This window comes from Achromobacter sp. PD1 (assembly GCF_048541815.1).
Lineage (GTDB): Bacteria > Pseudomonadota > Gammaproteobacteria > Burkholderiales > Burkholderiaceae_B > Achromobacter > Achromobacter bronchisepticus_A.
In genome coordinates, this window is the sequence record NZ_CP183349.1 from 6,143,508 (window position 1) to 6,167,395 (window position 23,888).

21 protein-coding genes are annotated in these 23,888 nt (G+C 63.4%); 6 read left to right on the forward strand and 15 right to left on the reverse strand.

The features are described 5' to 3' along the window. Positions 1 to 79 precede the first annotated feature (79 nt). Positions 80 to 766 carry a hydrolase gene (locus tag ACM1PE_RS28915; protein WP_054455784.1) on the reverse strand — a complete coding sequence of 229 codons (687 nt, stop codon included), beginning with the start codon at positions 764 to 766 and terminating at the stop codon, positions 80 to 82. 319 nt (positions 767 to 1,085) lie between these two features. Here ACM1PE_RS28915 and ACM1PE_RS28920 point away from each other — a divergent pair, with 319 nt between their 5' ends. Beyond that, positions 1,086 to 2,009, forward strand: coding sequence for a LysR family transcriptional regulator (locus ACM1PE_RS28920; protein ID WP_251878390.1), 924 nt, complete (start codon positions 1,086 to 1,088; stop codon positions 2,007 to 2,009). Positions 2,010 to 2,051: 42 nt separating this feature from the next. On the opposite strand, the gene ACM1PE_RS28925 is transcribed toward ACM1PE_RS28920, so the two are convergent. From ACM1PE_RS28925 to dnaA, 4 genes are all read right to left on the reverse strand, one after another. Continuing rightward, complete coding sequence (locus ACM1PE_RS28925; RefSeq protein ID WP_419341798.1) at positions 2,052 to 2,942, reverse strand: DUF6216 family protein; 891 nt, start codon at positions 2,940 to 2,942, stop codon at positions 2,052 to 2,054. Positions 2,943 to 3,203: 261 nt separating this feature from the next. Continuing rightward, on the reverse strand, positions 3,204 to 5,651 hold the full coding sequence (gene gyrB, locus ACM1PE_RS28930; RefSeq protein ID WP_059376348.1) for a DNA topoisomerase (ATP-hydrolyzing) subunit B: 2,448 nt from the start codon (positions 5,649 to 5,651) through the stop codon (positions 3,204 to 3,206). A gap of 95 nt (positions 5,652 to 5,746) precedes the next feature. Continuing rightward, positions 5,747 to 6,856: a DNA polymerase III subunit beta gene (gene dnaN, locus ACM1PE_RS28935; RefSeq protein ID WP_054455945.1), complete on the reverse strand. Its 1,110-nt coding sequence runs from the start codon at positions 6,854 to 6,856 to the stop codon at positions 5,747 to 5,749. Between the two features lie 2 nt (positions 6,857 to 6,858). Next, positions 6,859 to 8,316, reverse strand: coding sequence for a chromosomal replication initiator protein DnaA (gene dnaA, locus ACM1PE_RS28940; protein ID WP_419341800.1), 1,458 nt, complete (start codon positions 8,314 to 8,316; stop codon positions 6,859 to 6,861). Positions 8,317 to 8,712: 396 nt separating this feature from the next. On the opposite strand from dnaA, the gene rpmH reads away from it, so the two are divergent. The 5 genes from rpmH (at position 8,713) to ACM1PE_RS28965 (ending at position 12,970) form a co-directional block, all read left to right on the forward strand. Beyond that, positions 8,713 to 8,847 carry a 50S ribosomal protein L34 gene (gene rpmH, locus ACM1PE_RS28945; RefSeq protein WP_003816025.1) on the forward strand — a complete coding sequence of 45 codons (135 nt, stop codon included), beginning with the start codon at positions 8,713 to 8,715 and terminating at the stop codon, positions 8,845 to 8,847. Positions 8,848 to 8,899: 52 nt separating this feature from the next. Then, positions 8,900 to 9,271: a ribonuclease P protein component gene (locus ACM1PE_RS28950; protein ID WP_013397083.1), complete on the forward strand. Its 372-nt coding sequence runs from the start codon at positions 8,900 to 8,902 to the stop codon at positions 9,269 to 9,271. Then, on the forward strand, positions 9,268 to 9,540 hold the full coding sequence (yidD, locus tag ACM1PE_RS28955; RefSeq protein ID WP_059376344.1) for a membrane protein insertion efficiency factor YidD: 273 nt from the start codon (positions 9,268 to 9,270) through the stop codon (positions 9,538 to 9,540). The genes ACM1PE_RS28950 and yidD overlap by 4 nt, the downstream gene beginning before the upstream one ends. Before the next feature lie 48 nt (positions 9,541 to 9,588). After that, positions 9,589 to 11,265 carry a membrane protein insertase YidC gene (yidC, locus tag ACM1PE_RS28960; RefSeq protein ID WP_059376335.1) on the forward strand — a complete coding sequence of 559 codons (1,677 nt, stop codon included), beginning with the start codon at positions 9,589 to 9,591 and terminating at the stop codon, positions 11,263 to 11,265. Positions 11,266 to 11,521: 256 nt separating this feature from the next. Beyond that, on the forward strand, positions 11,522 to 12,970 hold the full coding sequence (locus ACM1PE_RS28965) for a catalase (protein ID WP_419341830.1): 1,449 nt from the start codon (positions 11,522 to 11,524) through the stop codon (positions 12,968 to 12,970). Between the two features lie 79 nt (positions 12,971 to 13,049). On the opposite strand, the gene ACM1PE_RS28970 is transcribed toward ACM1PE_RS28965, so the two are convergent. The 10 genes from ACM1PE_RS28970 to ACM1PE_RS29015 all read right to left on the reverse strand — a co-directional run bounded on the left by ACM1PE_RS28970 (position 13,050) and on the right by ACM1PE_RS29015 (position 23,840). Continuing rightward, positions 13,050 to 13,928 carry an ABC transporter permease gene (locus ACM1PE_RS28970; RefSeq protein ID WP_419341832.1) on the reverse strand — a complete coding sequence of 293 codons (879 nt, stop codon included), beginning with the start codon at positions 13,926 to 13,928 and terminating at the stop codon, positions 13,050 to 13,052. Between the two features lie 11 nt (positions 13,929 to 13,939). Continuing rightward, complete coding sequence (locus tag ACM1PE_RS28975) at positions 13,940 to 14,773, reverse strand: ABC transporter ATP-binding protein (protein WP_059376322.1); 834 nt, start codon at positions 14,771 to 14,773, stop codon at positions 13,940 to 13,942. A gap of 1 nt (position 14,774) precedes the next feature. After that, positions 14,775 to 15,818 (reverse strand): ABC transporter substrate-binding protein, encoded by a 1,044-nt coding sequence (locus tag ACM1PE_RS28980; RefSeq protein WP_059376320.1) that lies wholly within the window; start codon positions 15,816 to 15,818, stop codon positions 14,775 to 14,777. 51 nt (positions 15,819 to 15,869) lie between these two features. After that, a complete protein-coding gene (locus ACM1PE_RS28985) occupies positions 15,870 to 16,775 on the reverse strand; it encodes a TauD/TfdA dioxygenase family protein (protein WP_059376317.1) in 906 nt (301 codons plus the stop codon). 325 nt (positions 16,776 to 17,100) lie between these two features. Then, a complete protein-coding gene (locus ACM1PE_RS28990; RefSeq protein WP_059376315.1) occupies positions 17,101 to 18,300 on the reverse strand; it encodes a M20 aminoacylase family protein in 1,200 nt (399 codons plus the stop codon). A 28-nt stretch (positions 18,301 to 18,328) separates the two neighbouring features. Then, positions 18,329 to 19,345: an ABC transporter ATP-binding protein gene (locus ACM1PE_RS28995; RefSeq protein ID WP_059376313.1), complete on the reverse strand. Its 1,017-nt coding sequence runs from the start codon at positions 19,343 to 19,345 to the stop codon at positions 18,329 to 18,331. After that, positions 19,342 to 20,343 (reverse strand): ABC transporter ATP-binding protein, encoded by a 1,002-nt coding sequence (locus tag ACM1PE_RS29000; protein WP_059376308.1) that lies wholly within the window; start codon positions 20,341 to 20,343, stop codon positions 19,342 to 19,344. The genes ACM1PE_RS28995 and ACM1PE_RS29000 overlap by 4 nt, the downstream gene beginning before the upstream one ends. Before the next feature lie 11 nt (positions 20,344 to 20,354). After that, on the reverse strand, positions 20,355 to 21,275 hold the full coding sequence (locus tag ACM1PE_RS29005) for an ABC transporter permease (RefSeq protein ID WP_059376306.1): 921 nt from the start codon (positions 21,273 to 21,275) through the stop codon (positions 20,355 to 20,357). Continuing rightward, positions 21,272 to 22,246 carry an ABC transporter permease gene (locus ACM1PE_RS29010; RefSeq protein WP_059376304.1) on the reverse strand — a complete coding sequence of 325 codons (975 nt, stop codon included), beginning with the start codon at positions 22,244 to 22,246 and terminating at the stop codon, positions 21,272 to 21,274. Before ACM1PE_RS29010 ends, ACM1PE_RS29005 begins: the two co-directional genes overlap by 4 nt. 7 nt (positions 22,247 to 22,253) lie before the next feature. Continuing rightward, on the reverse strand, positions 22,254 to 23,840 hold the full coding sequence (locus tag ACM1PE_RS29015; protein ID WP_059376302.1) for an ABC transporter substrate-binding protein: 1,587 nt from the start codon (positions 23,838 to 23,840) through the stop codon (positions 22,254 to 22,256). Positions 23,841 to 23,888 lie beyond the last annotated feature (48 nt).

Consider the following 23,888-nt stretch of genomic DNA (forward strand, 5'->3'; position numbering starts at 1 on the left):
CCCGCCGTGTTCAAAACGCCGTGTTCAAAAACAAGGCGCCGGACCGGCCAGACGCTGTCTGGACGATCCGGCTTGCGGTTTACTTGGCGGGGTTGGGGCCGATGCGTTCACCGTGCTGCACGCGCTCTGCCAGCTTGTGCACGTGGGTGACGGCGTAGTCGATGCCCATGCCGTAGGCGCCGGAGTGTTCCTTCACGATGCCGGTGACGGCGTCATAGGTCTCCTTGCGGGCCCAGTCGCGCTGCCATTCCAGCATCACCTGCAACCAGGTCATCGGCACGGCGCCAGCCTGCACCATGCGGTCCATGGCGTACTTGTGCGCGTCCACCGAGGTGCCGCCCGAAGCATCAGCCACCATGTAGATTTCGTACTCGCCTTCCAGCATGGCGCACAGCGCGAAGGTGGTGTTGCAGACCTCGGTCCACAGGCCGGCGACGATGACCTTCTTGCGGCCGTTGGCGGCCAGCGCGTCGCGCACGTTCTGGTCGTCCCAGGAGTTCATGGAGGTGCGCTCCAGGATCTTGTTCTCGGGGAACACAGCCAGCAGTTCGGGGTAGGTGTTGCCAGAGAAGCTGTCGGTTTCGACGGTAGTGATGGTGGTGGGGATATTGAAGGCGCGTGCGGCCTTGGCCAAGCCCACCACATTGTTCTTCAGCGTCTGGCGGTCGATGGACTGCACGCCGAAGGCCATCTGCGGCTGCTGGTCGATGAAGATGATCTGGCTGTTCTGCGGGGTCAGGACTTCGAGGTATTTGTTGGCGGACATGGCGGATCTCTCTCTTTAAGGAAAACTATCAAGGAAGGCGGCAGCGAAGAATTCGGTGTAGCTGGCAAACCATCCCGGTCTGCACCGTTGCGACGATGGCGGGGTGCCGCTGGAAGGGCCCGTACATCTCGTCTGTCGGTGTATGCATAGTAGGGAGCGGCCGCGTTCCTGAGAACCCGCAGCATGGAATTCCATCCTTTCCATTTCTTGCATGATGACCATGGCGTGACAGTCCTTTGCTGCGCTGCGTTCAACACCATTCTTGTCCATGCCATAGGCAGGGGCTATCATCGGCGCGGGCATTTCCCAGGAACACGAGATGAGCAAGCTGCCGGATTTAGAAGGTTGGGCGATCTTCGCCAAGGTCGCCGAGACCGGATCATTCGCCAAGGCGGCGGCCGAGTTCGCCTTGTCGCAGGCCACGGTTTCCAAGACCATCAGCCGTCTGGAAGCCCGCATGAAGACGACGCTGTTTCATCGGACGTCCCGCAGCATGACCTTGACCGAATCCGGCTACGCGGCGCTGGAACGCGCAGCGCGCATATTGGAAGAGGGCGAGGCGGTCGAATCCGAGGTGACGGAAAAGTCGAGCAGCCTGCGCGGCAAGATCAGGCTGTCCGCGCCCATGTCCTTCGGCGTCACGCATCTGGCGCCGATGCTGCCTCCCTTCATGCAGGCCAATCCCGACGTGGCCCTGGAGATCGAATTCAGCGACAAGCAGGCCGACCTGGTCTCCGAACGCTTCGACCTGGCGCTGCGCATCTCCAACCTCGTGGACTCGACGCTGCTGGCACGCCGCCTGTGCTCGGTGCGCATCCTGCTGGTAGGCGCACCCAGCTACTTCAAGCGCGCGGGACGGCCCAAACATCCAAAGGACCTGGCGCAGCACACGGCGCTGCAATACATGTATGCACGCAACGGCGCGAGCTGGCGTTTCCGTCATGAAAAGCACGGCGAGTTTTCACAGTCGCTGCCCGTGCACCTGAACGTGAACAACGCCGAAGCCCTGACGCCGGCGCTGCAGGCCGGCATGGGGCTGGCACTGCAGCCGGAGTTCCTGGCGTGGAAGGATTTGCAATCAGGTGCGCTGGAAACCGTGATGGACGACTGGCAGGTCGATCCCATCGCGCTGCACATCGTCACGCCGCCGGGACGCCGCCGGCCGGCCCGGGTGCAGGCGTTCATTGAGTATCTGGCGGAGCGCCTGACGGCGGAGCCTTGGGCCAATGATGTGCAGGTGTAGAAGGATTCCGAGTCCGGCCTATACCAAGAAATGCGCATCCAACTAGGCGGATCCCTCGGCGCGGTCATTTTGAGGCGTGCATCCGCTGTTGATGGGCGGGATCCTGCTCGGCTCAATTGCCTTGGGTACGGCAGGCGCGCAATACAACTCCTTCCAGAGCTTTTCCGCCTCGCCCGCGCCTAAAGCTGCGCGAACAACAATAACCAGCCCCACAAGAGAGGGGACAAGCAAGAGTAGGGCTAGCCACCTCTGCTGCTTCACGAGCGAACGCACATGGTCTTTCATGCTGCCACTTGCCAATGCCTTGCATAGGTCGAGCAGCTCCGATTTCCGAAAGCCTGTTTTCTCCTGAAGATCTGGACCTTCCGCAGTGCATTCCGTGGCAGTGAAAACCCAGTCATCGCCCCATAGGGTCATGCTTTTCACCGTATTCGCGTCGGTCTTGAACCAGACCTTGGACTCTTTCATGTGAAAGTACCCGTTGGGCGAAGCGAGCAAGGAACCCGTGCTAAACGATATGGTCCACAACACGCCGAGGAGGAGGAAGAGACCCCGTTTCGACGCCCTGCGCGGCCTGAGCACGATCTCCGAATTGCGCACATCGACCCAGCGCCACAGAATTTTCAGCCTCAACATCCCGACGTTATGGGCTTTCGCCCAGCTATTGAGCTTGTGCAAGTCGGCCAAGGATTGCACGGGTATGCGATAGGAGAACCTGAAGATCTCCAGGTCGCGACTTTCCTGTTGAATATCTCTCAGCACTACATCCTGGACGTCGCGCCGACCTGCTGCGATTCGCCAAAGTCGGTCCAAGAGAAAGTGCGCGGATCCCACGCGCGTCCTGATCCAAAGGTATAGCAGCGAAAAAAGTCCTGCCCAAAGAGCAGGCGCGATCCAGGGGTTTTGGGCGAGAGGGGTGAACAGTTGAAGCATCTATCTTCCTTGCTCTGAGGGACAAGAGCCCAGATGCTAACCACCTTCGCAACAATCCATTCCATCAAAAAACAATGGGCTGCCCGCGGTTTCGAACGGGAAGCTGACCATCCCCCATGAGATCCGCATGCGCCTTGGGCTCAAGCCTGGAGATAAGGGTTGCTTCGTCATCCAGAAAAAAAGGGGGCTGCAAAAGCAGCCCCCTTGAACGAACTCTAAATATTCAGAGAAAGACTGAATATTCACGGGATCCTACAACCATCAGGCGTCGATATTCCCCGCCGACAACGCATGCGTTTCGATGAAGTTGCGGCGCGGTTCCACGTCGTCGCCCATCAGCGTGGTGAAGACTTCGTCGGCCGCGATGGCGTCCTCGATCTGCACGCGCAACAGGCGGCGCACCTTCGGGTCCATGGTGGTTTCCCACAGCTGTTCCGGGTTCATTTCGCCCAGACCCTTGTAGCGCTGCTTGGAGATGCTGCGGTCGGCTTCGCTGCGCAGCCACTGCATGGCTTCGCGGAAGTCGGACACAGTCTGTTCCTTGCGCTTGTCGCCTTCGCCGCGGGCGGCCAGCGAACGCGAGCCGACCTTGCCCAGGAAGCTCTTGGCGGCCTTGGACAGAACCGCGTAGTCCGAACCGTTGACGAAGTCCGCGTCGATGATGCTCACGCGCACGTTGCCGTGGTGCATGCGCTGCACCGACAGGCGATGGCGCTCAGTGGCCTCGTCGAACTCCGGCACGACTTCCACGCCGTTGCCGCTGACCGGGTCGCGCATGGCGTCGGCCAGGCGGCGGGCGGAGTCGGCGGTGGACTCGGCCGACTCCAGGTTGATCTCCACGCCTTCAGCCATGGCCGACAGCGCGCCCACGTCGAACACGCGCGACAGGCGCGCGATCACGGCGTCGGCCGCGACGTACTGGCGGGCCAGGTCGTTGAGTTCGTCGCCGCGGATGATGTTGCCACCCGAGATGATTTCGGCATCCTTCAGCGCCAGTTGCAGCATGAACTGCGCTTCTTCCTGGTCATCCTTCAGATACCGTTCTTCACGGCCGACCTTGACCTTGTACAGCGGCGGCTGGGCGATATACACGTAGCCGCGCTGCACCAGCTCAGGCATCTGGCGATACAGCAGCGTCAGCAGCAGGGTGCGGATGTGCGCGCCGTCCACGTCCGCGTCGGTCATGATGATGAGGCGGTGGTAGCGCAGCTTGTCGACGTTGAAATCAGGACCGATGCTGGTGCCCAGCGCGGTGATCAGCGTGGCGATCTGCTCGCTGGCGATCAGGCGGTCAAAACGCGCCTTCTCGACGTTCAGCACCTTGCCGCGCAGCGGCAGGATGGCCTGGAACTTGCGGTCGCGGCCTTGCTTGGCCGAGCCGCCTGCGGAGTCACCCTCGACGATGTACAGCTCGCACAGCGCGGGGTCCTTTTCCTGGCAGTCGGCCAGCTTGCCGGGCAGGCCTGCGCCTTCCAGCACGCTCTTGCGGCGAGTCATTTCGCGCGCCTTGCGCGCGGCTTCGCGGGCGCGGGCAGCTTCGACGATCTTGGCGCACAGCGCCTTGGCGTCGTTCGGGTGTTCCAGCAGCCAGGTTTCCAGCGTACGCGCCACGGCTTCTTCGACGGCCGGACGCACTTCGCTGGAGACCAGCTTGTCCTTGGTCTGGCTGCTGAACTTGGGCTCGGGCACCTTCACCGACAGCACGCAGGCCAGGCCTTCGCGCATGTCGTCGCCGGACGTTTCGACCTTGGCCTTCTTGGCCAGTTCGTTGTCGGTGATGTACTTGTTGATGATGCGGGTCATCGCCGCGCGCAGGCCGGTCAGGTGCGAGCCGCCGTCGCGCTGCGGGATATTGTTGGTGAAGCACAGCACGCTTTCGCTGTAGCTGTCGTTCCACTGCATCGCCACTTCGACGCCGACCGGCACGCCGCCCGCCGAGGACTCGGTGGTGACCGAGAACACGTTCGGGTGCAGCACGGTCTTGCTGCGGTTGATGTATTCGACGAAGCCCTTCACGCCGCCGGAGAAGGCGAAGTTCTCTTCCTTGCCCTGGCGCTGGTCGATCAGGCGGATCTTCACGCCATTGTTCAGGAACGACAGCTCGCGCAGGCGCTTCGAGAGGATCTCGTAGTGGTACTCGATGTTGTTGAAGATGATCGGGTCGGCCAGGAAGCGCACTTCGGTGCCGCGCTTGTCGGTCGTGCCGGTCACCGCCAGGGGCGCGACGCGCTCGCCCTGGCGGAACTCCATCTGGTGCACTTCGCCGTTGCGGCGGATGGTCAGCCGCAGCCATTCGGACAGCGCGTTCACGCAAGACACGCCCACGCCGTGCAGGCCGCCGGACACCTTGTAGGAGTTCTGGTCGAACTTGCCGCCGGCATGCAGTTCGGTCATGACGATTTCGGCCGCGCTGCGGTGGAATTCGTCATCCTTGTGGATGTCGGTGGGAATGCCGCGGCCGTTGTCGGTGACCGAGATCGAGTTGTCGGTGTGGATCGTGACGACGATGTCGTCGCAATAGCCGGCCAGGGCTTCGTCGATGGCGTTGTCGACGACTTCGAACACCATGTGGTGCAAGCCGGTGCCGTCGGATGTGTCGCCGATGTACATGCCGGGGCGCTTGCGCACGGCCTCCAGCCCCTTGAGCATCTTGATCGAGTCAGCGCCGTAGCCGCTGTTCTCGGGAGTGGTGTTCTGCTGATCTGACATGTCTGTATCGATAACGCTTTAAAGAACGGCCTGGCGGCCGGACCGCCCACGGGCCCTCAGGCCCGCAAGCGGCACAAACCCACGATGGGCGCGGATCAAATCCGCATGGGCATGACGACGTACTTGAACTGGTCGTCTTCGGGCAGGGTGATGAGCGCAGACGCGTTGGCGTCGGGCATGACCGACCACTGGATGTTGTCCACCTTGACGTTGGACAGCACGTCGAGCAGGTAGCCGACGTTGAAGCCCACATCGAGGGCTTCATGGCCGTAGTCGATGTCGATTTCTTCCTGCGCCTCTTCCTGCTCGGCGTTGGAGGACGAGATCTTCATCTGGTTCTGCGCCAGTTGCAGGCGCACGCCCTTGAACTTGTCGGTGGTCAGGATGGCGGCGCGCTGCAAGCTGCCCTGGAGCGCTTCGCGGCCGACCAGGAAATGGCGCGTGTAGTTGGTCGGGATCACGCGCGTGAAGTCCGGGAACTTGCCTTCCACCAGCTTGGAGACGAGTTCCACGTCGCCGAAGCGGAAGCGGATCTGGCCCGGCGCCACGTCGATGGAAACGGGCTCGTCGGAGTCTTCCAGCAGGCGCTGCATTTCCAGCACGGTCTTGCGCGGCACGATCACTTCATGGCGTTCGCTGATGCCGTCGGCTTCGGTCGAGCAGTGCGCCAGGCGGTGGCCGTCGGTGGCGACCGCGCGCACGCGGCCCGGTTCAAACACCAGCAGCATGCCGTTCAGGTAGTAGCGGATGTCCTGTTGCGCCATGGCGAAGTGCACCATGTTGAACAGGTGGCGCAGCGTGCGCTGCGGCATGGTCAGCGACACGTCCCACTGCTCGGGCTGGGCCACGGTGGGGAATTCGCTGGCGGCCAGCGTCTGCAGGGCGAAGCGGCTCTTGGCCGACTGCACCGACAGCTTGTTGCTGGCCAGCGCCAGGCGCACGTCGCCGGTGTCCGGCAAAGCCTTCAGGATATCCAGCAGCTTGCGCGCCGCGACCGTGGTGGATTCGTTGTCTTGACCCACGCCGAAGTCGGCATGGGTGGTGATCTGTACTTCCAGGTCGGTCGCAATGAAGGCAACCTTGTTGCCTTCCTTGCGCATCAGGATGTTCGCGAGGATGGGCAGGGTATGGCGTCTTTCGACGATGCCCGCCACAGTCGACAGCGGTTTCAGCAATGCATCGCGTGTGGTTTGTACGAGTTGCATGTTCATCCTTTTAGAGTTTGTTCCAACACGTGCAGGGTATGGTTGAGCTCCGCTTGCTTGGCGCGGGCGTCGGAAATCTTGCGTACGGCATGCAGCACGGTGGTGTGATCACGGCCACCGAACAGATCGCCGATTTCCGGCAGGCTTTTCTGGGTCAGCTCCTTCGCCAGGTACATCGCGACCTGGCGCGGCAAAGCGATATTGGCGGGCCGGCGTTTCGAGTACATGTCGGCCACTTTGATCTTGTAGAAATCCGCCACCGTCTTCTGGATGTTCTCCACGGTGATCTGGCCGTTGGACACGGACAGCAGGTCCTTCAGGGCTTCCTTGCAGACATCCACCGTGAGCACGTCGCGGCCGTGGAAGCGCGCATAGGCCAGCACCTTGCGCAGCGCGCCTTCCAGCTCGCGCACGTTGCTGCGCAGATGCTTGGCGATGAAGAACGCCACTTCCTCGGGCATGGGCACGCCTTCGGATTCCGCCTTGCGCAGCAGGATCGCCACGCGCATTTCCAGTTCCGGCGGCTCGATGGCCACCGTCAGGCCGGAGTCGAAGCGCGAGATCAGGCGGCTGTCGATGCCCGACAGTTCCTTCGGATAGGTATCGCTGGTGATGATGATCTGCTTGCGCTGGGCCACCATTGCTTCGAACGCGTAGAAGAATTCTTCCTGCGTGCGGTTCTTGCCGGAGAAGAACTGGATATCGTCGATCAGCAGCAGGTCGAGCGAATGGTAGTAACGCTTGAAGTCGTCGAACGCCTTGCGCTGGTAGGCCTTCACCACGTCGGACACGTACTGGTCGGCATGCACGTAGCGCACGCGCACGCCGGTGCCCGCCGCCACCATCGCATTGCCGATGGCGTGGATCAGGTGGGTCTTGCCCAGGCCCACGCCGCCGTACAGGAACAGCGGGTTGTAGGACGTGCCAGGGTTCTCGGCCACCTGCAACGCAGCGGCGCGCGCCAGCTGGTTCGCCTTACCCGTCACGAAGTTCTCGAACGTCAGGTCGGTGTTCAGGCGCGAACGCTCGTACACGATGCTTGCCGCGTCCGCGTTCACCGCTTGCGCGGCCGCCGTGGTCGCCGGGGCCGCGGGGGCAGGCGCTACCGGGGCCATCGGTGGCGGCGCGCCGCCTGAAGGGGAAGCAGCGGACGGATACGCGGGCGCCGCGGGTGCGGCGCGTACGGGCGCGACCGGCATGCGCGGCGTGGCGCCTTGCGTCGGCAACTCGAACAGCACCTGCACCGGACGCTCGAACCACTCCGCGGCCAACGCTTCGATCTGGTGGGAAAAGTTCTTCCGTACCCAATCCAGTTTGAACCGGTTGGGAGCGGCAACGCGCAGCACCGCCTGCGTTTCGTCGTACGCAAGCGGGACCAGCGGTCGTATCCACGCGCTGATTTGTTGGGGGGGGAGTTCCTGCTCAAGACGACTGACGCAGGTCTGCCAGAATTCTTTCATGTCGCTCTTATTCAAACCTCGATTCTACCTTGCCTGGGCTGGGGTTATCCACAGGGTAGGGCATAAGCGTCCGCGTGGCGCAGTCTTAACTGTTTGACAAGACAGGGAAAACTTGCTGAAATGGTGGGCTTTTCCGAATTCTGTCTGTCAGAAGGTTCCACAGAGAGCTTAGCCGCGCTTTGTTGGCGGTGGTGTCTAACGATGCCTACCGCCCAAGCAACTGCCTGGTTTTGCTTCTAATAGGTCGCCCGGGGTTTCCCGGTCAGAGCCCCGTCTACGAGCTGTTTTTTTGCACCTGTTGCAAAAATGCTCATTAGATACCCGCTTCCTGAATACGCGACCAGGAACCCTTCCGGGCAGGTCCCTTCTGACTTTTGTTCTTTTTGTGGATCGTCCATGAAACGTACCTACCAACCTTCCGTTACCCGTCGCAAGCGCACCCATGGTTTCCGCGTGCGCATGAAAACCCGCGCTGGCCGCGCCATCCTGAACGCCCGCCGCGCCAAGGGCCGCAAGCGTCTGGCCGTCTAAGTCCTGTTTTTCCGGCTTGTCCGGAAAAGCCTGACGCCTGATTTTGCAGTCCATGCCGCGCTCCACGCTTCCGCCGGAGGCGCGGCTGCATCGCCCCTCCGAGTTCGCCGCCGCCCTCAAAGGCCGGCGTCTTGCCCGAGGGGCGTTCTTCATTGTGAGCGCGGCTCCCAATGATCTGCCTCCCGGCCAGGACGCCTGCGCGCGTCTGGGCCTGGTGATCGCCAAGCGGTTCGCCGCCCACGCCAGTACGCGCAACGCCATCAAGCGGGTCATCCGCGAAGCGTTCCGCCACCGGCGCCTGGGATTGCCGGCCAAAGATTACGTCGTGCGCCTGCATAGCAAGGTTGCGCCCGCCACGCTTACCGCGCTGAAACGCGCGGCCAGAGCCGAAGTGGACGCTCACTTTGAGCGGATAGCGCGATGATCAAGGCTTTACTCATTGCCCCGATCCGGTTCTACAGGTTTTTCCTGAGCCCCTGGATCGGCCGGCAGTGCCGCTTTACCCCGACCTGCTCGGCGTATGCGATCGAAGCGATCGAGCGCCACGGCGCCTGGCGCGGCTTCTGGCTGGCAGTCCGGCGCATCGGCCGCTGCCACCCTTGGTCGCCGGGCGGATTGGACCCGGTTCCGCCGTCCAAGGGAACCAATGGCCCCTCGTGCTGTTCCCACAGCCACCGCACCGAGCACGATTGACGCTAAACTGGCGGGCTTTGCTGGCCCGTATTCACCTCAGTAGGCACCATGGATATCCGACGAACCGTCCTCTGGATGATTTTTTCCTTCTCGCTGTTGCTCCTATGGAACAACTGGCAGATCCATAACGGCAAGCCGTCGCTGTTCGGCCCCACGCCTGCCGCCACCACGAGCGAGCCGCAGGCCGCCGCGAACAACGCAACGCCTTCGGTGCCCAGCACGCCCGCCCCGGCGGCTGCCGCCGCGTCCGCCGTGCCTGGTGCCGCCGCACCTGCTGCCGCGCGCTCGGAAGAGGTCGTCATCACGACCGACGTGCTGCGCCTGACGTTCGACACCATGGGCGCCCAGCTGGTGCGCGCCGAACTGCTGAAGTACCCGGCCACCGGCCAGCCCGACAAGCCCACGGTGCTGCTGGACCGCGCCGCCGGCCTGAACTATGTGGTGCAGACCGGCGTGGTCGGCGCCCCCAACGGCCAGAGCTTCCCCACGCACCAGACGCCTTTCCGCGTCGTGTCCTCGGAGCGCCAGCTGACCGGCGACAACCTGGTGGTCGCCTTCGAAGGCGAATCGGGCGGCGTGAAGGTCACCAAGACGTTTACCCTGCACCGCGGCCGCTATGACATCGACGTGCGCCACGACCTGGCCAACGTTAGCGCCGGCCCCGTGTCGCCCGCCCTGTACCTGCAGCTCGAACGCGACGGCAACGACCCCGCCGACACGTCCAGCTTCTATCACACCTTCACCGGTTTCGCCGTCTACTCGGAACAGGACAAGTTCCAGAAGATCACCTTCAGCGACATCGAAAAGAAGAAGGCCAGCTACATCAAGCAATCGGACAACGGCTGGATCGCCGTGGTTCAGCACTACTTCGCCACCGCCTGGGTGCCCCCGCAGGGCAAGCCGCGCACCAACGAACTGCTGGAAGTGCAGAAGAACCTGTACGCCGCGCGCAGCATCGAGGCCGTGGGCGAGATCGCCCCTGGCGCCGCCACGCGCGTGGATTCGCACCTGTGGGTCGGTCCCCAGGACCAGAAGGCCATGGCCGCCCTGGCCCCCGGCCTGGAACTGGTGGTCGACTATGGCTGGCTGACCATCATCGCCAAGCCGCTGTTCAAGCTGATGACCTGGCTGCATTCCATCCTGGGCAACTGGGGCTGGACGATCGTTGCGCTGACCGTGCTGATCAAGGCCGTGTTCTATCCCCTGGCCGCCGCCAGCTACCGCTCCATGGCCCGCATGAAGCAGGTGGCTCCGCGCCTGCAGGCCCTGAAGGAAAAGTACGGCGACGACAAGCAGAAGCTCAACGCGGCCATGATGGAGATGTACCGCACCGAGAAGATCAATCCCCTGGGCGGCTGCCTGCCCATGGTGGTGCAGATCCCGGTGTTCATCTCGCTGTACTGGGTGCTGCTGGCCAGCGTGGAAATGCGCGGCGCGCCGTGGATCCTGTGGGTGCACGACCTGTCGATCCGCGATCCGTACTTCATTCTGCCCGCCATCATGATGGCCACCATGTTCCTGCAGATCAAACTGAACCCGACGCCCCCGGACCCCGTCCAGGCCAAGGTCATGATGATCATGCCGCTGGTGTTCGGCGGGATGATGTTCTTCTTCCCGGCCGGCCTGGTGCTCTACTGGTGCGTCAACAACACCCTGTCGATCGCCCAGCAGTGGTCCATCACCCGCGCCATGCAGCGCAAGACGGAAGCCGCAGCCAACCGCTGATATCTGCTCCCGCACCAGAAACCGGTCCCTTGCGGACCGGTTTTTTTTCGCCCCGCGGCCGCCTTCCGATGCCGATCCCTGATTTTCTTGATAGTTATTCTTTATCAGGTTTTATAGATCAATCAACTTCACACAGTAAGGCAAGACCCCTATGATGTGTCGGAGATGGCCCCAGGCCGGCAATGCCGGGCTATCCCAGACACGGCGCGGGCCCTTCTGCGGCCCCGCATTCCAGGCATTTCATAGGGAGTGTGCTATGACCGACAAGAAGACGCATCTGACCACCGCCGCTGGCGCGCCGGTGGCCGACAACAACAACACGCTGACGGCCGGCCCGCGCGGCCCGGCGCTGTTGGAAGACTTCTGGCTGATTGAAAAGCTCGCCCACTTCGACCGCGAACGCATCCCCGAACGCGTGGTGCACGCCAAGGGTTCGGGCGCCTACGGCACCTTTACCGTCACCCACGACATCTCGCGCTACACCCGCGCCAACATCTTTTCCCAAGTCGGCAAGCAGACCCCGCTGTTCCTGCGTTTCTCGACCGTGGCCGGCGAGCGCGGCGCGGCCGACGCCGAGCGCGACGTGCGCGGCTTCGCCATCAAGTTCTACACCGAGGAAGGCAACTGGGATCTGGTCGGCAACAACACGCCGGTCTTCTTCATTCGCGATCCGCTGAAATTCCCGGACTTCATCCACACGCAGAAGCGCGACCCCAAGACCAATCTGCGCAGCGCCACCGCCGCCTGGGACTTCTGGTCGCTCAATCCCGAATCGCTGCACCAGGTCACCACCCTGATGAGCGACCGCGGCATTCCGGCCAACCTGCGCCAGCAGCACGGCTTCGGTTCGCACACGTTCAGTTTCATCAACAAGGACGGCGAGCGCTTCTACGTGAAGTTCCATTTCAAGTCGCAGCAAGGCATCGCCTGTCTGAGCGACGAGGAAGCGGCGCAAGTGGTCGCCCATGACCGCGAAAGCTCGCAGCGCGACCTGTTCCAGAACATCGAAAAGGGCAACTTCCCGAAGTGGACGCTGAAGGTGCAGATCATGCCCGAGGCCGAAGCCGCGACGTACCACATCAACCCCTTCGACCTCACCAAGGTCTGGCCGCACGGCGACTATCCGTTGATCGAAGTCGGCGTGCTGGAGCTGAACAAGAACCCCGAGAACTACTTCGCCGAGGTGGAGCAGGCCGCCTTCACGCCGGCCAACGTGGTCCCCGGCATCGGTTTTTCGCCGGACAAGATGCTGCAAGGCCGCCTGTTCTCCTACGGCGACACGCACCGCTACCGCCTCGGCATCAACCACCACCAGATCCCGGTGAACGCGCCGCGCTGCCCGTTCCACAGCTTCCATCGCGACGGCGCCGGCCGTGTCGACGGCAACGTCGGTGCAACACTGAACTACGAGCCCAACAGCGCGGGCGAGTGGAAGGAAACCCCCTCGGCAGGCGAGCCGCCGCTGGCGCTGGACGGCCAGGCCGCAGCGCGCTGGAACCACCGCGTGGACGATGACTACTACTCCCAGCCGGGCGCCTTGTTCCGCCTGATGACGCCCGCACAGCAGGAGCTGCTGTTCGGCAACATCGGCCGCCACATGGCTGGCGTGCCGGAAGAAATCCAGCGCCGCCAGCTGGAACACTTCCGCAAGGCCGATCCTGCCTACGCCGCCGGCGTGGCCAAGGCGCTGGGACTGAAGCTGTAATCCGCGACGTACACAAGTGCAAGGCGGCCCCCTCGGGGCCGCCTTTTTTTGACTGCTGCGCGGCTCTGCGCCGAGGCTATCAGCGCTGCATGCCCCAGCGCCTGACCGTGAAACGCTCCACGGTATCGAACACCAGGTTTTCCACAAGCAGTCCGATAATCACCACCGCCGCCAGCCCCGCGAACACGCGATCTGTGTATAACTCGTTGCGGTTCTGGAAGATGTACCAGCCCAGCCCGCCCTTGCCGCTGGAAGCTCCGAATACCAGTTCCGCGGCGATCAATGTGCGCCACGCAAAGGCCCAGCCTATCCTCAGTCCGGCCAGAATGGCGGGCAAGGCGGCAGGCACCAGAATCTGCAACACGTAGCGCAGGCCGCTCAACCCATAGTTGCGGCCCGCCATGCGCAAGGTATCCGATACCCCCAGAAAACCCGCGTACATGTTCAGCGCCAGCGCCCACAGCACCGAGTGGATCAGCACGAACACCAGGCTGCCTTCGCCCAGGCCGAACCACAGCAACGCCAGTGGCAGCAGCGCGATCGCGGGCAGGGGATTGAACATGGCGGTCAAAGTGGACAGCAGATCGCGCCCGAAACGCGTCGACACCGCCAGCGTGGTCAGCACGAAGGCCAGCAACACACCCGCCGCATATCCCTGCGCCAGCACGCGCAGCGATTGCCCGGCGCGCGCCAGCAGCTCGCCGCCGGCGATGCCCTGCACAAGGGCGACCGCCGTTTGCGATGCGCTGGGCAGCAGCAGGTCGTTATCGGTATAGCGCGCCGCCAGCTCCCAGATGCCGGCCAACAGCGCCAGGATCGCCAGCTTGCGCAGGCTGGCGTGCTGCCACAGGCGTTCATGCCAGGGCAGGGGCGCTTCGGCCGCCTGTGCAGGCAAGGGCGGCAGCTCGTACTCCGCTTCGGGACGGATGGGCACGGCGCCTGCATATGCGTTGTTCATGCGGGAGTCCTTCAGGCCGCGGCCCGTTCAGCGGGCGGTTCCGCCGCCGCCACGTCGAACAGCAGATCATGGACGCGCCGGGCCGCGGACTGGAACGCAGCCGAGCCCTGGCTGTGCAGTCCGAAGGCATGAGCGTTCAGCTCCGCGCGCACGCGGCCCGGATGCGGCGACAGCAGCAGCACGCGGCTGCCCAGCACCAATGCCTCTTCGATCGAATGGGTGACGAACAGCAGCGTGAAGCGCACCTCTTCCCACAATGCCAGCAGCTCTTCCTGCATGCGGCGCCGCGTCAATGCGTCCAGCGCCGCGAAAGGCTCGTCCATCAGCAGCACGCGCGGCTGCATCGCCAGGGCGCGCGCGATCGCCACGCGCTGCTTCATACCGCCGGACAGCGTATGCGGATAGGCATCGGCAAACGCGGACAGCCCGACCTTGTCCAGATAGTGCATGGCCCGCTCGTCGGCCTCGCGTCGGCCGAGCTTGCGCGAAGCCACCAGCGGAAACGCCACGTTCTGCCGCAGCGTCTTCCATGGCGGCAGCTGGTCGAATTCCTGGAACACCACGATACGGTCAGGCCCGGGGCCGCGTACGGCGTTGCCATCGACCGCGATGCGGCCTTCGGTCGGTTCAATGAAGCCCGCGATCGCCTTGAGCAGCGTGGACTTGCCGCAACCGGACGCGCCCAGCAGGATGAAACGCTCGGCATCGTGCACGTCGAAACTGACCTGATGCGTGGCGCGCACGCGCCGTTCGCGCGTCTTGTATTCGATCGACACCTTATCCACAGCCAGCAAAGGCGTGGTCTTTTCGGCGTTATCCACAGGGGACGCAGCGCTCAAGCCCATTTCAGCTGCCTTGGGCCGTGAGGGGATCGTCAAAGAAGTAGTCGCGCCAGCTGGCCGGCGCATTCTTGATCGCGCCCACCTTGTGCATGAACTCGGCCAGCGCGTAGGTGTTCTGCGGTTCCAGCTTGAACTGCACGTCGGGGTTCTTGATCACCTTGATCAGGAAATCGCGGTCCAGCTTGGCGCCCGTGACGCGCAGATAGATATCCGCGGCCTGTTCCGGATTGGCGGCGGCGAACTGCGCCGCTTCCTTCAACGCGGCCTGGAACGCCTTGTAGGTCTTGGGATTTTCCTTGCGGAACTTCTCGGTGGCAAACAGCACCGTGGACGAACTGGGCCCGCCCAGCACGTCATAGGAATTGAGCACGATGCGCGCCTTGGGATTCTCGGCCAGCTCCTGCTCCTGGAACGGCGGGTTGCCGAAATGTCCCGTGATTTCGGTGCCGCCCGCGATGATGGCGGCGGCCGCGTCGGGATGCGGCAGAGCGACCGAAATCTTGTCCAGCTTGTTGAACTGCGCGTCACCCCACAGCTTGGCCGACGCCAGCTGCAGCACGCGCGATTGCACCGACACGCCCACCACTGGCACCGCGATACGGTCCTTGTCGGTGAAGTCCGCAATCGTCTTCACGTTGGGATTGTTGCTGACCAGGTAATAGGGAAAATTGCCCAGCGAGGCCACGCCCTTCACATTCTGCTTGCCGCGCGTGCGGTCCCAGATCGTCAACAGCGGTCCGACGCCCGCCCCCGCGATATCCACAGCCCCGGACAGCAACGCGTCATTCACGGCGGCGCCTCCGGACAGCTTGGCCCACTCGACCGAGATATCCACACCGTCGGCCTTGCCGTGCTTCTCGATCAGCTGCTGATCGCGCGCCACGTTCAACAGCAGGTACACGATGCCGTACTGTTCGGCGATGCGGATGCGGCCTTCCGCCATGGCCGGCGTGGGCGAAGCCAGCGCCAGCACGGCAAGTATCAGCGCCAGGCCCGCGCCGGTGGCGGCCTGGACCAAACGATCACGTACAGCGGAGGAAAAACCCATGGCGGACCCTGTGGATAAATGGTTTTGCGCGAAATTTAGGAGAGCAGGACGTCAGAACGGCACGTCGCCTTCGATCGTCGTGCGGTACAGCTTGCGGCGCAGGTGGTCCGGCGTACCGCCGGCCAGATGGATCAACGAGCGGTTGTCCCAGAACACCAGATCATGCGGCTGCCATTGGTGGCGGTAGATGTGTTCGGGCCGGATACTGTGGGCAAACAGCTCGTCCAGGATCTGGCGGCTTTCGTCTTCGGGCAGGCCCTCGATGCGGGTGGTGAAGCCTTCGCTGACGAACAGCGCGCGACGGCCGGTCTCCGGATGCGTGCGCACGACCGGATGCACTACTTCCTGCACCTGCGCCACCTGTTGCGCGCTGAGGTTGGGACGCCACGAGCCTTCCTTCTGCAGCTGGCCGTACTTGGCCAGGTAGGAATGCACGGCGCGCTTGCCTTCGATGGCGTCGCGCAACGCGGCAGGCAGGGTGTCGTACGCCACATGCATGTCGGCGAACAGCGTGTCGCCACCTTGCGCGGGCAGCTCCTGCGCGTGCAGCAGCGAACCCAGGCTGGGCAGTTCCTTGTACGAGATATCCGAATGCCAGTACTTGCCGGCATCGCCCAGCCCTATAGGCTTGCCGTCTTCAACGATGTTGGAAACGATGAGGATCTCGGGATGCCCAGGCAGATGGAATTGATGCAGCACGTGGATCATCAGGCGTCCAAAACGGCGGCTGAAATCAACGTGCTGCTGCGGCGTGATGCGCTGATCGCGGAACACCAGCAGGTGATGGTCCAGATGGGCGCGATGCACCTGCGTGAAATCGGCCGGGGTCAGCTCGCGCGACAGATCGATGCCGATGATTTCGGCGCCGGTCACGGCGGCCAGCGGGCGGATCGAAAAGGCTTGCGCCGCGGGTTCGGCATACGCCTCGGACCGGCGCAGCGCGTTGCTCTGGGACATGGATCGCTCCTTGCGCGAATACCGGCCAGGCCGGCTCAGGAACGATCCATTATGAAAACGCGCGACCCCTACGCAAACGATTTATTCGGCCTTTGTTCAAGCCTGCGCGTCATATGGGGGACGGCTGCCATCGCATTCAAGCCTGTGGATAAGTCTTGGGATAAGCCTGGTGGCAAGCCAGGGAAAAGCGGTGGATTGTCGGGGGATATCCCGGTGGATAGGCGGTGAATAGCAGGTGGACAGCCTGTGTACAACTGGGCATCGCCACGAAAAAAGGCGCGGGCTGTTAAGAGCCCGCGCCTTTTAAATCAAAGACTTGCGTGGATCAGGACTTCGGCAGAAACGCCTGAACCAGTTTTACCCAATACGTTGCACCCACCGGCAGCAGGGCGTCGTTGAAGTCGTAATTCGGGTTGTGCAGCTGGCACGGACCCATGCCGTGATAGGTCTCCATGCGGTGGTCGCCATCGCCGTTGCCCAGGAACAGGTAGGTCCCGGGCACCGCCTCCAGGAAGAAGGAAAAGTCCTCCGCCCCCATGAAGGGCGGCATCTCGCGCTGCACGTTTTCAGCGCCGAACGCGTCTTCGGCGACCTGGGCGGCAAAGGCGGTTTCGTTTTCCCAGTTCACCAGAGGGGGATACGCGCGCACGAAATCCAGTTCGCCCGTACCGCCGTAGACCTGCGGCAAGGTCGTCGCGATGCGGCGCATGTCGGCCTCGATCTTGTCCAGGGTCTCCACCGAATACGTGCGCACGGTGCCGCGCAACACGGCTTCACCCGGGATCACGTTGTAGGCGTCGCCCGCATGGATCTGCGTGATCGACAGCACAGCCTGTTCCAACGGGTTCTTACTGCGCGAGATCACCGTCTGCAGGGCGTGCACCATGTCGGCCGCGACAATGATGGGGTCCACCGATGCATGCGGCTGCGCCGCGTGGCCGCCCACGCCCTTGATGACGATATCCCAGCGGTTGCTGGATGCCATGGTCGGCCCCGCCCGGAAACCGAACTGGTTGACGGGCATGCCAGGCATGTTGTGGATGCCGAACACCGCGTCGCAAGGGAATTTATCGAACAGGCCGTCCTGCATCATGGCGCGCGCGCCAGCGTTGCCGCCTTCCTCGGCCGGTTGGAAGATGAACACCACCGTGCCATCGAAATCGCGATGTGTGGACAAGTATTGCGCCGCCCCCAGCAGCATCGTGGTGTGTCCGTCGTGGCCACAGCCATGCATGCGTCCGCTGATGGTGGACTTGTGCGCAAAGCGATTGTGCTCGGGCATGGGCAGCGCATCCATGTCGGCGCGCAGGCCGATGGTCTTCTTGCCGCTGCCGCCGCGCAAAACACCCACCACGCCGGTTTTCCCCAGCCCGGTGTGGACTTCCAGGCCCCAGCCGCGCAGACGCTCCGCGACCAGCGCGGACGTGCGCGTTTCCTGGAAGGCGAGCTCAGGATGGGCGTGGATATCCCGTCGCAATGCGGTAAGGTCGCCGTGGGCGCGTTCGATTTCGTCTATGGTTTTCATGGCTGTGGATAAGGCGTAAGGGTTGAATTCACATATCGTTCAGATGACAGGCGCTGAACTGGCCCGGGGCAATTTCGCGCAGCAGCGGCCGCTCGGCCTTGCAGCGCGGCATCGCATGCGGGCAACGCGGGTGGAAGGCGCAGCCCGTCGGCGGGTCCAGCGGCGACGGCAGTTCGCCCTTGATGGGCTGATACGTGCGTCGCCCCGGCTGCAGCGTCGGCAGTTCCTTCAGCAAGGCCTGCGTGTACGGATGGTTGGCGCGCTGGAAGACCGTGTCGGTAGGCGCCAGCTCCACCACACGGCCCAGGTACATGATGGCCACGCGGTCCGAGATGTGACTGACCACGCTGAGGTTGTGGCTGATGAAAAGATAGGTCAGGTCCAGGTCCGCGCGCAACCGTTCGAACAGATTAAGCACCTGCGCCTGGATCGAAACGTCCAGCGCGGCGACCGCCTCGTCGCAGACGATGACCGAGGGTTTGAGCGCGAGCGCCCGCGCAATGCCTACGCGCTGCCTCTGGCCGCCGGAGAATTGATGGGGATAACGCTGTGCAAAAGCCGGATCCAGCCCCACCTGGCGCATCAGGCCGGCCACGTACTCGGCCTTGTCGCGCGCGCGAACCAGGCCGTGTGCCACGGGCGCCTCGCCGATGATCTCGCGTACGCGCATGCGCGGGTTCAGCGAGGCATACGGGTCCTGGAAGATCATCTGCACGCCCAGCTCATAGGCGCGCCGCTCCGGACCCGCCATGGCCTTCACAGCGCGGCCCTTGTAGCTGACTTCGCCCGCGGTCGGCGGCAGAATGCCGGACACGATGCGGCCCAGCGTGGATTTTCCACAGCCGGATTCGCCCACGATACCTATCACTTCGCCCGGCCGCACATCCAGGTCCACGCCCGCCACTGCATGCACGACCTGCGTCTTCAAGCCCGCGCCCAGCAGGTTGGCGATACGGCCGGCCAGGTCCACGGGCTGCACGAAGCGCAACTCGACCTCGCGCAACGACAGGATAGGAACGGCGGGATCTCGTTCTGCGGCATTCATTTGGTATCTGGTCCTCCGGCATGCCAGCAACGCACCCATTGCGCCGGGCGCACCTCCACGGGTTGCGGTTCGACCAGACAGGCGTCGGTGGCGCGCGGGCATCGCCCGCGAAACGCACAGCCTTGCGGCAGGTTGAGCAGCGACGGCGTCATGCCGGGAATCGGGACCAGCGGCTTGCCGCGGGATTCGGGCGTGGGAATGGAAGCGATCAGGCCATGCGTGTAGGGATGCATGGGATGGCTGATGACGGCCTGCGTCGTGCCCGTTTCCACCACTCGTCCCGCGTACATGACCGAAACGCGGTCCGCCAGCCCCGCCACCACCGCCAGGTCGTGCGTGATCCAGATCAGGGCGGTGCCGGTCTCGCGGCACAGCTTCTGCACTTCGAACAGGATCTGGCCTTGTATGGTCACATCCAGCGCCGTGGTGGGCTCGTCGGCGATGATCAGGCGCGGCGAATTCAAAAGCGCAATCGCGATCGCCACGCGCTGCCGCATGCCGCCTGACAATTGATGCGGATAGGTGCGCAGGCGCTCCTCGGGCGAGGGAATACCCACCATGGCGAGCGTCTGCAGCGCGCGCTGGCGCGCCTGCTCGCGCGATACCTTGCTGTGCGCCTGCACCGCCTCGATCATCTGCGTATCGACACGCAGCACCGGGTTCAGGGTCATCATCGGATCCTGGAAGATCATCGCGATCTCCTGGCCCCTGAGCTCGCGCCAGCGCGCAGGCGTCGCGCCGCGCAGGTCCTCGCCGTTGAGCCGCAAGGTGCCGTCGACGATGCGGCCCGGCTCGTCCAGCAAACCCATCAGCGAAAAGCCGGTGATGCTCTTGCCCGATCCCGATTCGCCCACCAGCCCCAGGATCTCGCCTTCGGCGAGCATCAGGTCCACGCCATCCACCGCCTTCACCACGCCATTACGCGTGTAGAAGTGCGTCTTCAGGCCATGCACCTCGAGTATGGGCGTCGCCAGGGACTTTTCCACAGGTGTCTGCATTGCGCCCGCCCTCAATTCGCGTGGCGCGGGTTGAGCACATCGCGCAGATGGTCACCCACCAGATTGATGGCGATGATGGCCAGCGCCAACGCGATGCCGGGAAAGAAGGAGATCCAATACTGACCGGACAGCAGGTACTCGAAACCGTTATAGATCAGCATGCCCAGCGACGGCTCCGTCACCGGCACGCCCACGCCCAGGAACGACAGCGTGGCCTCCAGCGCAATCGCATGCGCCAGGTCGATGGTGGCGATCACGATCAAGGGCGGCATGCAGTTGGGCAGCACGTGGCGAAACAGCACGCGCCCCCAGGACAGCGACATGCAGCGCGCCGCTTCGACGTATTCCTTGCCGCGCTCGACCAGCGCGGCACCGCGAGCGGCGCGCGCGAAATACGCCCACTGCACCACGATCAGCGCGATGATCACCTTATCCACACCCTTGCCCAGAATCGCCAGCAACATCAGCGCAACCAGGATGGCGGGGAACGACAACTGGATATCCACAACCCGCATCAGCAAAGCATCGATGCGGCCGCCGAAGTAGGCTGCGATCAGGCCCACCGTAGCGCCGATGCCGAAGGCAGCGAGCACCGACACGCTGGCCACCAGCAGGCTGGTGCGCATGCCATACAGAATGGCCGAGAACAGGTCGCGCGCCAGGCCATCGGTACCCAGCCAATAGCGCATGCTGCCGTCGCCGCTTTCGCTACCCGGCTTGAGCTTGGAATCCATGATGTCCAGCGTCGCCAGGTCATAGGGATTCTGCGGCGCGATCCATGGCGCGAGCAGCGCGGCTCCCACGATCAGGACCAGCATGATCAAGCCCAGCGTGGCCAGCTTGCTGGCGAAGAAGTCCGACAGGAAGCGGCGCCACGGTGTTTGCTCCTTGGCCTGAACCGGGGGCGCGGCGGCGGTGGCGGGTGTGTTCATCGGCGGCTATCCAAACGTACGCGGGGGTCCAGCACCGTGTAGATGATGTCCACCACCAGATTCAACATGACCAGGAAGAACACGATCAAGAGCAGATACGCCACCACCACCGGACGGTCCAGGTTGATGATGGAATCGATCAGCAGCTTGCCCATTCCCGGCCACGAAAACACGGTTTCCGTGACGACCGCGAAGGCCATCACCTGGCCGAATTCCAGGCCAGCCACCGTCACCACGGGAATCAGGATGTTCTTGAGCAGATGCACGCCCAGCACGCGCTTTTCGGACAGGCCCTTGGCGCGCGCGAACTTGATGTAGTCCATGGGCAGGGCTTCACGCGTGGCGGCGCGCGTCACACGGATGATCATCGCGCACTTGGCGAAGGCAATCGTGGCCGCGGGCAGCGCCAAACTCAGCCAGCCGTCCAAGGTCAGCACGCTCAACTGCAGCGAGCCAATACTGACGGTCTGGCCGCGCCCGCCGGCCGGCACCCAGCCCAGCATCACCGCGAACACCATGATCAGCATCAGGCCGACCCAGAAGTTGGGCAGCGAGAAACCCAGCACCGAGCCCGTCATGATGGCGCGCGAACCCACGGCCTTGGGCTTGAGCCCCGCCAAGATGCCCAGCGGCACGCCGATCAGCACCGACAGCAGCATGGCCACGCAGGCCAGTTCCACCGTGGCCGGCATGCGCTCGAGGATCAGCCTCATGGCCGGTTCGCCCGTCAGGAAGCTGTTGCCGAAATCGCCGCGCACCGCCTGGCCCATGAAGATCAGGTACTGCCGCCACAGCGGCAGATCCAGGCCCAGCGATGCGCGCACCGCGGCGCGCTGCGCTTCGGTCGCTTCCGGGCTGGCCAGCATCGACACCGGGTCGCCCACCATGTAGATGCCGGCAAAGACCAGCGCCGACATGACCAGCATGACGACGATGGTCTGCAGCAGCCTTCTTACGATCGTTGCAAGCACTAGCGCCTTACTTCTTCAGCGTTGCAAACTGTGCGAGCGTGACTTGGTCTGGGCGGCCTTGATAGCGGATGTCGCTCTTCATTGCCCATACCGACAACTCGAAATGCACAGGGAGCATGGCGTAGTCATCCATGGCGATGTTGCTGGCCTTGGACAAGAGGTCCGCACGCTTGGCATCGTCCATGGTCGACGACGCTTCCTTCACCAGCGCGTCCATCTTGGGATTGGAGTAGCGGCTGCGGTTGGTGGTGCCCAAGCCCGCTTCGGGATTGCGCGTCACCAGCAGCGAGGTCAGCGCGTTGGACATTTCGCCACTGGTCACGGACCAGCCCGCCAGATAGGCCGAGAACGCATAGCTGTCGCGGTTCTTGAAGAACACCGGGGGCGCCATCGCATCCACGCTGGTCTTCACGCCGATGCGGGTCCACATCGACGCAATCGCTTGCGCCACCTTCGAATCATTGACGTAGCGGCCCGACGGCGAACCCAGCGTGATGGAGAACCCGTTGGGATAGCCGGCTTCCTTCAGCAAGGCCTTGGCCTTTTCCACGTCGGCCTTGGGAGCCTTGGAATGCTCCTTGCTGGAACCGAACATGGGGTAGGGCAACAGATTGCCCGCGGGCAACGCCACCCCGCCCATCACGCGCTCGACCAGCGCATCGCGGTTGATGGCGAGCGACAACGCTTCGCGCACGCGCTTGTCCTTCATGGGGTTCTTTTCGGTGCCTTGCACGCCTGGCGAGGGCTCGGCGAACTGGTCCAGCGCCACGTAGACGACACGCACCGACGGCGTTTCCTCTACATAGAGTTTCTTGTCGCCCTTGAGCTTGGGCAGGTCGTCGGTCGGGGGATCCTCGATCATGTCGACGTCGCCAGCAAGCAGCGCCGCCACGCGCGCGGCCGCGTTGCTGATGGGACGGTAGACCACGCGGTCCCATTCTGGCTTCTTGCCCCAATAGTTGTCGTTGCGCGCCAGCACGAATTCGGCGCCGCGCTTCCAGGACACGAACTTGTAGGGACCGGTGCCGATCAGGCCGTCGCCGCTATTGAGTTCCGTCGTCGTCTTGCCTTCTGCCGCAGGACCGGACGCCGCCTTCTTTGACATGATGGGCAACTGCGCCAGGTTGACCAGCAGGTTCGGCGCCACGTCCTTGGTGGTGATGCGCACGGTGCTGGCATCGACCGCTTCGGTCTTCTCGACCGAACCCAGATACAGCGTGAACGGCGAAGGGCTGTTGGGCACCTTGGGGACCCGCGCATACGTAAAGACCACGTCTTCCGCGGTGAACGGCGTGCCGTCGGAGAACTTCACATTGGGGCGCAGCTTGAAGGTCCACACCTTGCCGTCCACGGTCCAGGACTCGGCCAGCGCGGGCTGCGGCTTGAGCTGCGCGTCGGTGGCAACCAAGGTATCGAAAATGGTCTGGGAGATCTGCGTATTGGGCGTGAGCGCGTGATACTGCGGATCCATCGAGGAGGGTTCGGTCTTCAAGGCGATCACCAGATCGCGGGCCATAGCCGAACTGAAGGTGCCGAAGGCCAACATCACCGCGGCTGAGCCGCAGGCCAAGACACGCGAAAACCGAGATGCCATTGTGATCTCCCTGGATTGTTTCGGGTTTTGAACCTCCGGGCCACATTA